Source organism: Mycobacterium sp. SMC-16 (assembly GCF_046250085.1).
Classification (GTDB): domain Bacteria; phylum Actinomycetota; class Actinomycetes; order Mycobacteriales; family Mycobacteriaceae; genus Mycobacterium; species Mycobacterium phocaicum.
On record NZ_CP176427.1, the window covers coordinates 5992337 to 6004989 of the forward strand.

13 protein-coding genes are annotated in these 12653 nt (G+C 65.2%); 4 read left to right on the forward strand and 9 right to left on the reverse strand.

Going from position 1 to position 12653, the window contains the following annotated elements:
• Positions 1 to 57 precede the first annotated feature (57 nt).
• The 5 genes from ACJEIK_RS29090 to ACJEIK_RS29110 all read right to left on the reverse strand — a co-directional run bounded on the left by ACJEIK_RS29090 (position 58) and on the right by ACJEIK_RS29110 (position 4536).
• Positions 58 to 2145, reverse strand: a complete 2088-nt coding sequence (locus tag ACJEIK_RS29090) for an N-6 DNA methylase (protein ID WP_135357884.1) — start codon at positions 2143 to 2145, stop codon at positions 58 to 60.
• Positions 2145 to 2660 (reverse strand): NYN domain-containing protein, encoded by a 516-nt coding sequence (locus tag ACJEIK_RS29095; RefSeq protein ID WP_135357883.1) that lies wholly within the window; start codon positions 2658 to 2660, stop codon positions 2145 to 2147. Before ACJEIK_RS29095 ends, ACJEIK_RS29090 begins: the two co-directional genes overlap by 1 nt.
• 396 nt (positions 2661 to 3056) lie before the next feature.
• A complete protein-coding gene (locus ACJEIK_RS29100; RefSeq protein WP_135357882.1) occupies positions 3057 to 3338 on the reverse strand; it encodes a hypothetical protein in 282 nt (93 codons plus the stop codon).
• Positions 3338 to 4330 carry a caspase domain-containing protein gene (locus ACJEIK_RS29105; protein ID WP_135357881.1) on the reverse strand — a complete coding sequence of 331 codons (993 nt, stop codon included), beginning with the start codon at positions 4328 to 4330 and terminating at the stop codon, positions 3338 to 3340. The genes ACJEIK_RS29100 and ACJEIK_RS29105 overlap by 1 nt, the downstream gene beginning before the upstream one ends.
• On the reverse strand, positions 4330 to 4536 hold the full coding sequence (locus tag ACJEIK_RS29110; protein WP_409430797.1) for a hypothetical protein: 207 nt from the start codon (positions 4534 to 4536) through the stop codon (positions 4330 to 4332). The genes ACJEIK_RS29105 and ACJEIK_RS29110 overlap by 1 nt, the downstream gene beginning before the upstream one ends.
• A 151-nt stretch (positions 4537 to 4687) precedes the next feature.
• On the opposite strand from ACJEIK_RS29110, the gene ACJEIK_RS29115 reads away from it, so the two are divergent.
• The 3 genes from ACJEIK_RS29115 (at position 4688) to ACJEIK_RS29125 (ending at position 7672) form a co-directional block, all read left to right on the forward strand.
• A complete protein-coding gene (locus tag ACJEIK_RS29115) occupies positions 4688 to 5278 on the forward strand; it encodes a hypothetical protein (protein ID WP_061000565.1) in 591 nt (196 codons plus the stop codon).
• A gap of 118 nt (positions 5279 to 5396) precedes the next feature.
• Positions 5397 to 6860, forward strand: coding sequence for a DDE-type integrase/transposase/recombinase (locus tag ACJEIK_RS29120; RefSeq protein WP_071289796.1), 1464 nt, complete (start codon positions 5397 to 5399; stop codon positions 6858 to 6860).
• Positions 6861 to 6898: 38 nt separating this feature from the next.
• The gene (locus ACJEIK_RS29125) at positions 6899 to 7672 is read left to right on the forward strand and encodes an ExeA family protein (RefSeq protein WP_226522213.1); all 774 of its coding nucleotides are present in this window, start codon (positions 6899 to 6901) and stop codon (positions 7670 to 7672) included.
• Between the two features lie 800 nt (positions 7673 to 8472).
• On the opposite strand, the gene ACJEIK_RS29130 is transcribed toward ACJEIK_RS29125, so the two are convergent.
• Entirely contained in the window at positions 8473 to 9180 is a 708-nt protein-coding gene (locus ACJEIK_RS29130) for a hypothetical protein (protein WP_131808659.1), read from the reverse strand.
• A 66-nt stretch (positions 9181 to 9246) separates the two neighbouring features.
• On the opposite strand from ACJEIK_RS29130, the gene ACJEIK_RS29135 reads away from it, so the two are divergent.
• A complete protein-coding gene (locus tag ACJEIK_RS29135) occupies positions 9247 to 9714 on the forward strand; it encodes a hypothetical protein (protein WP_409430798.1) in 468 nt (155 codons plus the stop codon).
• A gap of 56 nt (positions 9715 to 9770) precedes the next feature.
• Here ACJEIK_RS29135 and ACJEIK_RS29140 read toward each other — a convergent pair whose 3' ends face one another.
• From ACJEIK_RS29140 to ACJEIK_RS29150, 3 genes are read right to left on the reverse strand one after another with little or no spacing between them, the layout of a single operon-like run.
• Positions 9771 to 10826 (reverse strand): hypothetical protein, encoded by a 1056-nt coding sequence (locus ACJEIK_RS29140; RefSeq protein WP_064857764.1) that lies wholly within the window; start codon positions 10824 to 10826, stop codon positions 9771 to 9773.
• A 45-nt stretch (positions 10827 to 10871) separates the two neighbouring features.
• Entirely contained in the window at positions 10872 to 12170 is a 1299-nt protein-coding gene (locus ACJEIK_RS29145; RefSeq protein WP_064857765.1) for a hypothetical protein, read from the reverse strand.
• Positions 12167 to 12445, reverse strand: a complete 279-nt coding sequence (locus ACJEIK_RS29150) for a hypothetical protein (protein ID WP_064857766.1) — start codon at positions 12443 to 12445, stop codon at positions 12167 to 12169. The genes ACJEIK_RS29145 and ACJEIK_RS29150 overlap by 4 nt, the downstream gene beginning before the upstream one ends.
• Positions 12446 to 12653 lie beyond the last annotated feature (208 nt).

The following is a 12653-nucleotide window of genomic DNA, read 5'->3' on the forward strand; positions in this document are numbered from 1 at the left end:
TGCGCTTAACGTGGGTGTCGCACGAGTGTGGCACCCCAGTTCTGACAGAACGCGGGATCACTTGTTGTCGCCCATCGGCGCGTCGTATCGCACGGCGTCGAGGATCGCGGTGGCGGAAGCTGCAGCGGCCTCGGCCACCTCCGCGGCATGTCGAGCAAGTTGCTCGATCTCACGCAAGGCTTCGACTAGGCGTTCCTGATCCGGTAGCGGGACTAGCGGAATTTCGAGGTCCCGCAGGTCAACGCGTTGAATGGACGAACCCTTCTTGAATCGTTCGTTCCAACTGCCGCACAGGCACTGTGCTACGTAGTGCGGTTCGCATTGCTTGTCATCGACCCGCAGCCGATGTACTCCGCTGCCGATGATTCGGCCGCCCTGCTCATCGACCACCGCCCGGACGGCATTCCAGGTCGTCACTAGCACGTCGCCGGCTCGGGTTCGTTCGTCTCGTCCGCCTGCCAGGCTTGGCTGTCCATCGGTCGGCAACTCGTCGAGCAGCGGTAGCCCGTCGCGCACCTCGCTCGGCGTAATCAGCACAGCGGCATCTGCCTCGTCGAGGTCATCCCGCTTGATGCGTCCGTTCTGAATCGAGGCCACACCTAGTTGAACTAGTTCCTTCACGCTCAGGAGCCGCGGTGCTGCCGACGGTCCCTGCGGTACCGGCACTACCGCGCGATCCAACAACGAGGCGAGTGCGTTCTGGAGAACACGCTGCGAGTCGGAGAGACGAGCCGCCACGTCCTTCGGATCTGAGCCAGGAGTTTGTACCCAGCGCCGAGGATCGAGCTGTGCGTCCTCAGCGAGTAAGTCCAACGTTGTGACCACTGCGTACGGCGGCGCGTCGACCGCCGATCCGTTTAGGCAGTCGTCTAGCCACGCAAGGACGTGTGTCTCAGGCCTCTCCGCCGCCGAAGCGTCGATCAGTAAGACGTCAACCGTGTTGGACGGATGATCCGCCTGCCTCAATACCCACAGTGCTACCGGAATAGTAGTGTGCGGCAGCATCTTTGGCGGTAGCAGAATGACGGCTTCGATCCAGCCTGATCGGAGCAGTTCGGCGCGGATCGCGGCGCTGCTGCCACGCGCCGTCAACGGTGCCGTGGATGTGACGACGTATGCACTCCCGTCCGGGTTCAAGTGAGCAATCGCGTGCTGAAGCCAGGCCAACTCAGAGTTGTTCGCGGGCGGTATGCCGAAGGCCCAACGCGGATCCGCGATGTTCTGGGAGCGCGACCAGTCCATACCAAACGGAGGTTCAGCGACAACGGTGTCGGCTCGAAGATCTGGGGCAGGGTCTTCGAGCAGCACGTCGGCACACTCGAACTCAGCATCCAGCTCATGCAGGAAGCTGCGCATGCGAGCAATCCGAATGGCGCGCACATTGATGTCGTGGCCGACCAAGCGGCCACCCCCCGCGCGTTTCGTCCGAGTCCGAACGAGCGCCTCAGCAATCCCGCATGCGGGGTCATAGACGAGGCCCTTGGTCGACGACGCGAGGTTCGAAAGGAGTTCTGATACGCGCGAGTTCACAATCCCGTGTTCGCCGACTCCGTACCCGGCGGCGCGCCCGCGTTCACCGCTTCCGCGTCGGAGCACCTCGTCTGCCGCAATCGCCAAGCGGTCAGGCTCGATCCCGTCAACGGCGCTCACCACGGCCGCGATCGGGAGCGTGTCGAGCCGCCCGTTTGTCTCCCGCTCAACATCATCGAGGGTTGAAAGGATGTCGTCCCACTGCGCGTCGGTCGCAGTGCGCCGCAGTACATCCGCCGTTTGAGACGGACTGGCTGCCGCTATCAGCCTCCAATTCGCGTCGACGGCTTCTAGCGACAGCTTCTTTGCACAACACAGGGCTAGAGCGAGCTCACCCGCTACCGAACCCGATACACGTCCACGCAGGGCGTTCAACGAATGCGAAAGCGCCGCCAGACCGCTGTCGCGTTGTATCTGAATCTCCGGCTTCGTTTCCGCAAGCCAAGCGATGACTTTATCCAGGTCGTACAGCGGCTTGGTCGCTGACTCCGGCGCCGGATCTGGAAATGGCGGATCGCTCGGCCGCTTCCTCCAATTGGTGACTGCTCCTCGCGTGACGCCCGCCAGGTCTGCGATCTCGCTCGGAGTGAGCAGCACCCCTGCCGATTCACCCATCAGGCCACATCCATATTCGACACCGTGGCGACAGAGCGCGGCGAGGGCTGCTCGGGAAGCAGCCGGACCTCTCCGGCAGCGAACTCCAGCCGTCGAGACAAACCGCTGGCGTGCGCAACCACAGTTGTCTTCACTCCCCGCGAAGCGAGTGCAGCAATGGCGTGAGTGAAAGTTCCGTCTCCCGACACCAGTACGACTTCGGTGAAGCGGTCGGCGATGTTTTCGCCGAGCACTTCAAGCAAGGCCAAATCTGCGCCGTTCTGGCCTGGACGCATGACGTACCTGACGCTCTTCCATGCGCAGGCGAGGTCCAGCAATCCAGTTGGACCAACGCCGATGACAACCTGGTCACCAGGCTGCGCCGGAACGCACTCGCCTATGACCGCCTTGGCCCATGAGACGTGATCGCGGACAGCGGATAGGCCACCGACAACATTTTCGATATCGACCAGGACGATTCGGCGCTTACCGGCCTTGCGGCCCTCGGCGTCCTTAAGCGTTTCCGTGAATGGCATGCCATGAGGGTGGCACGCAGTTGCCACATATGTCAAGATTCTATGCGATTCACGGTCTATGTGAACTTTCGAATAGGTGTCGAGGTCTCGGTCGCCCTACCGTTCTTTCTGGTGGTTGTCGCAGCGTGCGTGCTTCTCCGATGCGTTGAGTTGAGGGTCTTTCAACGGGCGACGGCTCCCCCCGGTGTGGCCGCGGCGAAAGCCGCCACGACCCGGTGGCAGCGTCGTTCCAGGCGGCCAGGACCGTCGACTGCTTGTCTGCAGCGACAGGCATGCCGACCCCATTCATCAGGCCGTGGCCTGGGCAACCCTGTCCACCCAGACAAATTGCAAAGGTGACACGCGCACGCACGAGCGGCGTAGCCTCCCGGGACCCTCAACCGCCGTTAGATGTCGTCATCGCGTAAGAGCGTCGGAAATCACGGGGAGGTACCGACGAACCTGCTCCCGGTCGCTGTCTTTCTCCCGTTCAGACAGCCCGACGTATGGTGTCTCGATCTGAGCCTCCCAGCGCGCAGCCAGCTCGGCCGGAATCACTAAGGATCCATCTCGCTGGCGCTCGCAGTGGTCATGGACGTACCGCTGCCAGTGCGCCCAACGCTCGTGCTCGACCGCGGCGAGCTCGTCGACCAGCTGCTCACTCTCCAGGACCTTCCGAATTGCGTCGGTCGACGGCATCAGATCAGGTCCTGCTTCACGAGCTTCCAGTAGTGCTGGCCAAGGACGGTGAGCTCGCACGCCTTGTCCTGCATCGCTGCGTGCCACATGTGCGGCGCACCAACCGGGCGGACCAGGTTGACCTTGACCAACTCCTGCAGCACAGCGAAATCGGCGTTCTTGGCCGGGTCCGGCAGCGGAACCGAGTCGTCCTCGTTGCCCGTGCGCTCAGGCTCGTAGCTCGGATCGAGCTGAAGCTCCGTGGTCGGTTGGTTGAACAGGACAGTGAGCTGCTGCAGCTTGACGAGCTCGATCGGTGCGTCCGCCTCCCGCAGCGAAACAAACTTCTTGATGTTCGTCTTGAATACCGGTCTCTGCGCCCACGGACCGAGCGACTGGTCGATATGCGCGTAGACGCTGCCGGGGGTTACATCGCCGACGAGATTGGCCGCAGCCCCGTTCAGTGCGTCGACAAGCAGGCTTGTGAATACGCCCGAGCCACCGGACTCCATCGCGTACTGCTCCGCGGTCGACGCGGTCAGGATCGTGACTCCCTCCTTGATCTCGGCAACCTGCTCCGCGACCGGGTTGGTGCCGGCCACCCCGCTGTGGCAGCTATCCAGGATGATCACCTTGTTCTTCGCCGGCGAGCTGTTGGCGAAGGTCAGCACTTCGTTGAGCGAGAGACCGTCGTGCCCGGAGGCGCAGTCGCTAGCACATAGGTACCCGCCGGCCCCGTCGATGTAGCCGTGCCCGGAAAAGTACAACAGCGGGATCTCGGCATCGTCCTTGAACAGCTCTTGGACCGCCTCACGCAACTCCGTGCGGGACACCGCTGCTCCCGGACCGGTAGCCGTCATCAGCCGCGGTTGGGCGAAGTTGAGCGTGCCGTCGGCATGCCGTTCCAACGCGGCCTTAACGCTGTGAGCGTCGTTCACCGCGCCGCTGAGCGACTGGATCTGGTCATAGTGATCAATCCCGATGATGAGCGCCTTGCGCGTGTCCCTCGGCATCAGAGCGAGTCGATGAAGCCGGCGATGTTCGCGTCGGTCCAGGGCACCGTCCGGACGCCGGCGAGATTCGTACGGTCGGAGGCGTAAGCCCAGACTCCGAGCAGTGGCTTGCCCTCCTCCTTGGCGCACTGGATCTCCCACTTCTGTCCGGATGACGTCTGTTGACCGTCTCTCTGGATGGCTATCACGGGGTGGCCATTCGTCATTGATCTTGCCGATGTGATCGGTGGCGTGGCCCGCCGGCTTGAGCTTGGTGGTGTGCACCATCAGTGTGATGAGGAACTGATGGGTGCGCGGCACCCCGCCGAAGTCTTGGCGGGCTCGCAGGGTGCCGCGCTGTAGTGCACGGAGGCACTGATGGTGACGGTAGAGGCTGATCTGGTCTGCGTCGAGTCCCGGTTGGCAGCTGGCCAGATCAGCTGCCCGGCGTGCTCGCAGGGTGTTCTTGGCGGCTGGGGATTCGCCCGCACTCGCCGTGTCGTCGGTCTGGCCGGTGCGGTTCGGCCGCGGCGGGCGCGGTGCCGGTCGTGTCTGGTGACCCATGTGTTGTTGCCGGTCACGGTGTTGCTGCGTAGGGCTTATGCGGCACAGGTGATTTGGGAGTCTTTGTCGCTGCGCGGCCACGGGCAGGGGTATCGGCAGATCGCTGAGCAGTTGCGGGTTCCGGCGGCCACGGTCCGCGGCTGGCTACGTCGGGCCGGCGGGCGACTTGAGGCGGTTCGGGCGCGGTTCCTCATGGTGGCGGTTCGAGTCGGGATCGATGTGACGATTCCCGACGAGCGGAGCAGTCCCTGGGGTGACGTGGTGGCGGCGGTCAACGCCGCGGCGGCGGCGATCCGGCAGCGGTTCGGACCGGCCGGATTGGTGGGCGCGGTGACGCCGGCACAGGTGCTGGTCGCGGTCAGCGGCGGCCGGCTGCTCTCACCGGGCTGGTCCTGGATGCGGTAGGTCCGGTACGCAACACCAGTTGCCTCTGACGCGGCGCGGCGTGATCGGTGATCCTCGCGAAGGCACCTGCCCGGCATTGGTTTCGGGCAGGGCCTTCGACTGCGAGGAGGGCACTGCGGTGTCATTGGAGGAGCACAAGCGTCGGGAGCGGGCCCAAGCGATCGGACTGTTCCGGTATCAGCTGATCTGCCCGGCGCTGGACGAGGGGTTATCGACCCGCCAACGGGGTCGGCTGGTCCGCGAGATCGCCGAACGTCGCCATATCGACCCGTTCGGCACCCAGGTCCAGATCGCGCGAGCCACCCTGGACCGTTGGATCCGTCGCTACCGGGCCGGCGGGTTCGAAGCGTTGGTGCCCGAGCCGCGCCGGCTGGCCACCCGCACCGATGTCGGGGTGCTGGAGCTGGCCGCCTCGTTGAAGCGGGAGAATCCGTCACGCACCACCGCCCAGGTGGCCCGCATCCTGCGCACCGCGACCGGATGGGCACCCTCGGAATCGACCCTGCTGCGCCATTTCCATCGCTGCGAGCTGATGGGCCCGGCCGCCGGTGGCGCCAGGGAGGTGTTCGGCCGGTTCGAAGCCGCCGACCCCAACGAACTGTGGGTCGGCGACGCTCTGCACGGTCCGCGGGTCGGTGACCGCAAGACCTACCTGTTCGCCTTCCTCGACGACCATTCTCGGTTGGTGGTCGGTCACCGGTTCGGGTTCGCCGAGGACACCGTGCGTCTGGCGGCCGCGCTCAAACCCGCGCTGGCCGCCCGCGGCGTGCCAGCCTCGATTTATGTCGACAATGGTTCGGCGTTCGTCGATGCCTGGCTGCTGCGGGCGTGCGCGAAACTCGGTATCCGACTGGTACATTCGGCGCCCGGGCGCCCGCAGGGACGGGGCAAGATTGAACGGTTCTTCCGCACCGTGCGTGGGCAGTTCCTCGTTGAGGTCACCGACACCACCACCGAGGACCTCGCCGCCGCCGGGGTCGACCACACCGGTGCGCTGTTGGAGCTCAACCGGCTGTTCATGGCCTGGGTCGAGACCGAATACCACCGCCGCACCCATACCGAGACCGGGCAATCCCCACTGGAGCGCTGGGACACCGGCTGGGACCGCCTTGGTCACACTCCGGAGTTGCCGACGGCGGCGGATCTGACCGAGGCGTTCTTGTGGTCGGAATTTCGGGTGGTGACCAAGACCGCCACCGTCTCCCTGCATTCCAACACCTACCAGGTCGACCCCGCCCTGGCCGGGCGCCGCGTGGAGCTGGTGTTCTCCCCGTTCGACCTGCAGACCGTCGAGGTCCGCCACCGCGACCAGAGTTTCGGTGCCGCGACACCGCACACCATCAGCCGCCATGCCCACCCGAAAGCCCGACCCGAGACCGTCGAGACCCCGCCGGCAACGACGGGGATCGATTACCTGGCGTTGACCGCTGCCGCCCATCACGAGCAGCTGCGTGAGGATGAACGTATCGGCTATCACGCCCTCTACGGAACCGACTCCGACGGCGACCAGGTCGCCGCTCAGCTCTCGATCACCGACCTCGCTCCCACCGAGGACGAGTTCGAGGACGGGGTGTCGGCGTGAGTATTCAACGGTTGCAATCACATTGGGGCTTCACACGGATGCCGTTCGGGCGGGATCTGGCGCCGTCGATGCTGCACCGCCACCCCGGCCACAGCGAAGCGATCGCCCGCATCGGCTGGTGTGTGGACCAATGCGCCATCGGCGTCATCACCGGCGAAGTCGGCGCTGGCAAAACCGTCGCGATCCGCGCGGCAGCCACCTCCTTGGATCCGGCGCGGCACGTAATCATCTACCTCGCCAACCCCACCATCGGGGTGCGCGGCATGCTCACCCACATCGTGGCCACCCTCGGGCACACCCCGGCGTTTCACACCGCCCGGCTGGCTCCCCAAGCCGCAGACGCCTTGGCCGCCGAGCACGCTGAACGTGGCCGCAACCCCGTGTTAGTCGTCGATGAAGCCCACCTGCTCGACAACCATCAACTCGAAGCGATCCGGCTGCTGACCAACCACGACATGGACAGTGGTTCACCGTTCGCCGTGGTCCTGGTCGGGCAACCCACCCTGCGGCACCGACTGCGTCTGGGTGTTCTGGCCGCGTTGGATCAGCGCATCGCCGTGCGCTACACCCTGCCCGGCATGACAGCGGCCGACACCGCCGACTACATCGGGCATCACACCAAGATCGCCGGCCGCTCCGATGCGCTGTTCGCCGACGACGCGATGACCCTGATCCACAACGCCTCCCGTGGACATCCGCGTGCGGTCAACAATCTCGCCCTGCACGCGCTCACGGCCGCGTTCGCCGCCGGGCACTCCATCGTCGGGGAGAAAGCCGCCCGCATCGCCATCAGCGAAACAGCAACCGACTGAACCCGATCCGCTTCACCACGGCGACGACCACGTCACCGCGACGAGGATCCCGTCACCGAGATCACAAACGCCCCGCTCGCCACAGTCGAGCGGGGCGTTCTCATCAGTGCATCGTCATCAACACCGATGACGCCGACATCGTCATCTTCAACGACGGCCAACAGCAACGGCCGCTGGCACGCGTCGTGAACTGGTTACCTTGGTTCCGACCGGCGCGGACATGCTCGAAGCGCCCCATCTGGATACTTTTCTTTCACACCTCAGGGACACCCCGCCCCGCCAATTCGCCTTCATATTCACCGATTCCAATCGGCCATTCGCAACCCACGCCAAGAACCGGATCAAGGGGATGCGGCGTGTACTCCAACAGCATCCGGGAGCCTGGATCATCGGCGTCGACCCTCTGATCGCGAGCGACGCAATCGCGTGCGGCGCAGGGCTGGCTGTGGTCGGTGTCAGCGGTGCTGCACGCAACCCGGCGGGACCTAACGACAAGGGGTTCTGCCCAGACTCCGATGGGTTCCTCCCCGGGCTTTTCCTGCCGTCGCTACTGGAGCACCGTAGCCCGCGCACGTACGCGAAATGGTTCGCCAACAGCGCAGTTGATACCTGCGATGACTGTGGGCGTCGGCTCGATAGCTTCCAGTGCACCGATGCGGACAAACTCGCGATCTTGCGCCATAACCTTCATGCCACTCACGCGCTGGTCGATGCTCTCACTGCACGCGGGCCTGCGACTCAACGGGCATGGCTCGATCGGCGACGTTGTAACGCACTTGCCGCTCACCTGCAAATGAACCCTATAGCAGCGACAGTTGACGCGGATCGGACGCTGCGCGCGTTGTGCGAACTCGACGACCCGCAGGGCCGCCTGACAACACCGCAGGGCGCGTGGCTTTGAGATGCTCGCGGTAGGCAATTTCCTGGAATTCCCAGCCTGCGGCTTTCCAGAACCGCCGCACGTACGGGCGCGCACACAGAGCCTCTGTGATGTCCTCGCCGCCTCGTATCCACACGCCTATGCCGGCGAATGAAGCCTCCCACGCTACCGAGCTGAATCCTCTTGGTGCGCAGGGAAATAGCGCGATCTGTTGACAGAACGGCAGGAATCGCGCGGCACGACGTGTGATGTTGCGCCACCCCGTGCCCTCGACAATGGCTGCCGCAACCGTTAGCGGGGCCGCCAACCGTCGAGTCACCCAGCCCGCTTCATCGACGTCAATCACCCCGGGTGGTGCCTCACCCAAGATAACCATGTCATGCACGCTCAGTGTGCGCATGCGCACAGGTGTGTCCAATGGCAAATTCAGCAGCGCGCCGAGCAACGCATAGTTCGTCACCGCGCCCAGTCCGTGTTCGGCCCGTCGGGCGATCTCGTCGTGATTGAACAGCACCAGCGCATCGCCACGCCCACCTGCGGTGACCGCACCGTTGTCAATGAGCGCCCACCCGGGGCCGGTGAGATCAGCGGGCCGCACCGGCTCAGTGACCGCTACCGGATGGAACATGACCTCACCTTGCCATATGTACACACTTGCGCGACTCTGGACACACGGAAAGTGCACACATGGACGGTGATGATGTCGTGGCCGGATGACTCGGCGATGCTCAGCGCGCGGCAGCTAGCGCTCGAAGCGGGAATCAGTGCGACAACGGTCAAAAACTGGTCCGGGCGTCCTCATCACGCACTGCCGGGGCACGATGTCGGCGGCAAACAGATGTTCCGCTGGGGAGATCTGGTCTCGTTCGTCGAGTCTCACCCAGAGCTGCCCACCGCCGCGAAACTGGCCGCCAAATTGCGCACACCTGTGCACAGCTCCGCCGATGCCGCCGCTCCCGCTGATCCGGAGACCCTCAAAGCAATCGCCCGCGATGCGAAGGCCGCCGCCTCAGCTGCCAGCGACGCCGCGCTCCGAGCCGCCCAGAATGCGCGCGACGCTGCCGACGGGCACCTGCAGATGGTGCAGGACCTTCGGACGGCCATCGCCGCGCTCGACAGCGCGCTCACGGTGGCGCTAGCGCCGGGCACCCTCAACGATTAGCGCAGCCTCAGACTCTTTCAGTGACCCACGCCGCCAAGCGGCCGCAATTCAATCTGTCAGCGGTTGTCGGTGTCTGCGCGTGGAAACACCAACGTGGGGTTCACGATGCGGATCAGTGCGCGCTGAATGGATCGCAGCAGGGCGAGCGATTCGGAGTCGGTGAAAGGGCTAACCAGCTCGAACTCCACCCCGGCGCCGAACATGTCACTGGCCCAACTGATTTCGGCGAGGAACTGGATGCGCGACCAATCCACCGGCAACAGGTCGGGGTGATCACGGCCCAGCTGATCACGGAGCCGGGCGACATCTGCGGCGAAGTCCGACTTGTCGGTGTAGCCGAGCGCTTCGATCGGCGGCGATTGATTGGAGGCGATCCCGCCCCACACCGACAGCGCGGCATCAAGGAACCGCCTCTGCTCCCCAGACAGCACCGGTCCGGCGGCGACGTCACGTCGCATCTGTTCGGCGTGGTCGGCAACTGCTGCCGCAACATCGTCTTCCGTCGCCCCGATACGCCCGATGAACGCGTCCTCCACGGCGGCGGCGAGCGCACCGATCCCACGGCCAAGGCGCATCCGCTGTCCTGCGGCGGCGGCGAAAATCTGCTCGACCGCCAGCCCCTGATCAGGCTCGGTCGAACCTCGCACATATGTGCAGTACTCGACCCAAAGCAACTCGTTACCGGCCGCGACGAAGCCGCTGGCGCGCACACCGCACACGCCGGGCAGGTTCGGCAGGACCACCAGATCGGCTCTAATCCCGTCGGCATCCCACTCTCGAAGGCCCTTGTCTGCGTTCGTCACCAGCAGATCAGGGTTGGGTGCGCCGGTGAACCGAAACGCGCTCAGTGTCTGGAGACCGGCCAATCCGGGGTGCCCTTCCACGGTTGTTCCGACGATACGCAGCGGAGTCGCGGCGTCGGCGTCGACCGCCAGCATCTGCCACCCGTCCGGCACCGGGCTTTCGGTCAGCCACGATGCCTCCGCAGCCGGCAGCGGAGTCCACCCGTTGACGTGGGACGCGATCAGGTCGAGCAGCGACGACTCGGCCAGGACGCGACCCCACGGGGACTCGCCTCCGTGTGGGTGCCCGAACGCCGCAGTGTCACTCATCGCCCCATCAACCCCGTTCATTCGCAGTATTTTTCATGATCACCCTCAGCCCGGCGACAGCAGCAACAGGCCCAGTATCGCGGCGAGGCTCAGGCCGCCAGCGGCTGCAGCAGGTGCGCTGACCTGACCCGGGTTCAGGCCCCCACCCAGGTTTGGCGCCAGCGGGGTGCTCGGAAGGACGAACGGCCCCACCGGCGACACCGGTGTGGCAGGAGGTGAAGGGTTCGCCAACCACGGTGGGAGCCCAATCGGATCGGCAGGCAGCGGCGGAAGCGTGACCGGTGCGTGCGGAACAGCTGTCGGCAGGGGGTGCTCCAGGGGGTGAGGCACCGTCGGCGGCAGGTTCGGGGGTGCGCTGATGACGGGAGCGGCAGCGCCGGCGCCACCAACCCACTTGAGGAACTCGTTGAACCCGTCCGTCGGCCGGTAGACCGTGCCTCCATCGCCGGTCATCGGGTCATGGATCACGAGGATGCCGTCCTTGTAGATCGCCGTCGACGATCGGCCCGGTATCGCACCCACATGCAGCGAGGGATCTGTGCGGGGATCACCGGTGAGCATGTCGTGCACGCGCTCCGCGAGCTGTTCCTGCGTCATCCCCTTCCAGTCGCTGAGGTGTTTCTCCCAGGCATGGCCGTAGGCGATGCGCTGGGCGTCCTCCATCGCGGGATCGCGACTCCAGCCACCGGGTGGTTGTGGTTGACCCGGACTAGGAGGCGGTGGGTCCATCTTGAACGTGTGGTCGACGAGCTGTACGTGGGAACTGGCGCTATCGGATCCCGCGTCCGTGCCCTCGCCCTGGAACTTGATCGCTTGCAGTTCAACGGCTTTGGCCTTCAGCTGCTTCCCGACCAGCTTGTCAGTTGCCACCAGTTGCGCAGCCCGGAACCGGATGAACTCGGCGTGGTCTTTGGCGGCCTGGTTACGCTCCCGAATGGTGGTGATGTCGTAGCGGCGGACGTCGGTCACCGACAGGTCATCAGCGACGGCGAACCCGTCATCCTCGGCCTCGGTGATGGCATCGATCACCAGCTTCCTGGTTGCACGGACATCTTCAGCGCCGGTGCGGGCTAGTTTCGTCGCCTCGCGTTTCACGTCGGCGTGGTGGCGGACCACTCCCAGGTCAGTGGTCACCCGGTTGACGGCCGCCTCGTTACCGGAGCCCGTCCATGCGGTGCCGCCCGGGGAGACGACATTGCGGTGGTGCTGCTCGAACGCCGCCACCGACGTGGTGGCCTTCGCGTCCCATCTGTCCGCGGCGTCGTCGAGGTGCTGCGTCGGCCACGTCTCGATCTGCTGACGGGTCGGCAGCCGCTCGCCCCCGTCGGCGGGTACGGCGCTCACACTGACACCGCCGTGACGGCCCGGCCACCACCTTCGTCGGTCTCCTGGTAGCCAGTGGCGCCGGAGGTGAGGGCGTCGGCCTGGCCAGTGATGCGGTCGGAGTAAAGGGTCGCCGTCGCGGCGATCGCGGCGTCCATGGCGGCCACCCCGGCGACGCTGGCATGGGTCGCGCCTGGAGTACCCGCGTCAGCGCCGGCGGTCAGCCCCGCGGCGAGCGCACCGCTGCTGGCCGCTCCGCTACGCAGACCGTCCACGTCGACGTGCAGCTCTCCCATGCGAAATCCCCCAACGAACACGGTTTGAATTGACGCTACAGGACAGATTCAGTGGTCATCGACGCCGATTTCGACGTATTTCGCAGTTGAAACTGGGCCGAACTGATCGAGCGTCGGGTGCATCCACCAGGCCATGGACACGGCTCCTTCAAGGGACGTCGTGACCAAAAGTCGAGCAACCGACTCCATGCAACCCAGGGCACATCAG

Bases quoted from the DNA above. Each gene is read 5' to 3' on its own strand.
- ACJEIK_RS29105 (WP_135357881.1), bottom strand. From the start codon at position 4,330: ATGCCGAGGGACACGCGCAAGGCGCTCATCATCGGGATTGATCACTAT.
- ACJEIK_RS29095 (WP_135357883.1), bottom strand. From the start codon at position 2,660: ATGCCATTCACGGAAACGCTTAAGGACGCCGAGGGCCGCAAGGCCGGT.
- ACJEIK_RS29150 (WP_064857766.1), bottom strand. From the start codon at position 12,445: ATGGGAGAGCTGCACGTCGACGTGGACGGTCTGCGTAGCGGAGCGGCC.
- ACJEIK_RS29115 (WP_061000565.1), top strand. From the start codon at position 4,688: ATGGTGACGGTAGAGGCTGATCTGGTCTGCGTCGAGTCCCGGTTGGCA.
- ACJEIK_RS29130 (WP_131808659.1), bottom strand. From the start codon at position 9,180: ATGTTCCATCCGGTAGCGGTCACTGAGCCGGTGCGGCCCGCTGATCTC.
- ACJEIK_RS29110 (WP_409430797.1), bottom strand. From the start codon at position 4,536: ATGACGAATGGCCACCCCGTGATAGCCATCCAGAGAGACGGTCAACAG.
- ACJEIK_RS29100 (WP_135357882.1), bottom strand. From the start codon at position 3,338: ATGCCGTCGACCGACGCAATTCGGAAGGTCCTGGAGAGTGAGCAGCTG.
- ACJEIK_RS29125 (WP_226522213.1), top strand. From the start codon at position 6,899: ATGCCGTTCGGGCGGGATCTGGCGCCGTCGATGCTGCACCGCCACCCC.
- ACJEIK_RS29090 (WP_135357884.1), bottom strand. From the start codon at position 2,145: ATGGGTGAATCGGCAGGGGTGCTGCTCACTCCGAGCGAGATCGCAGAC.
- ACJEIK_RS29140 (WP_064857764.1), bottom strand. From the start codon at position 10,826: ATGAGTGACACTGCGGCGTTCGGGCACCCACACGGAGGCGAGTCCCCG.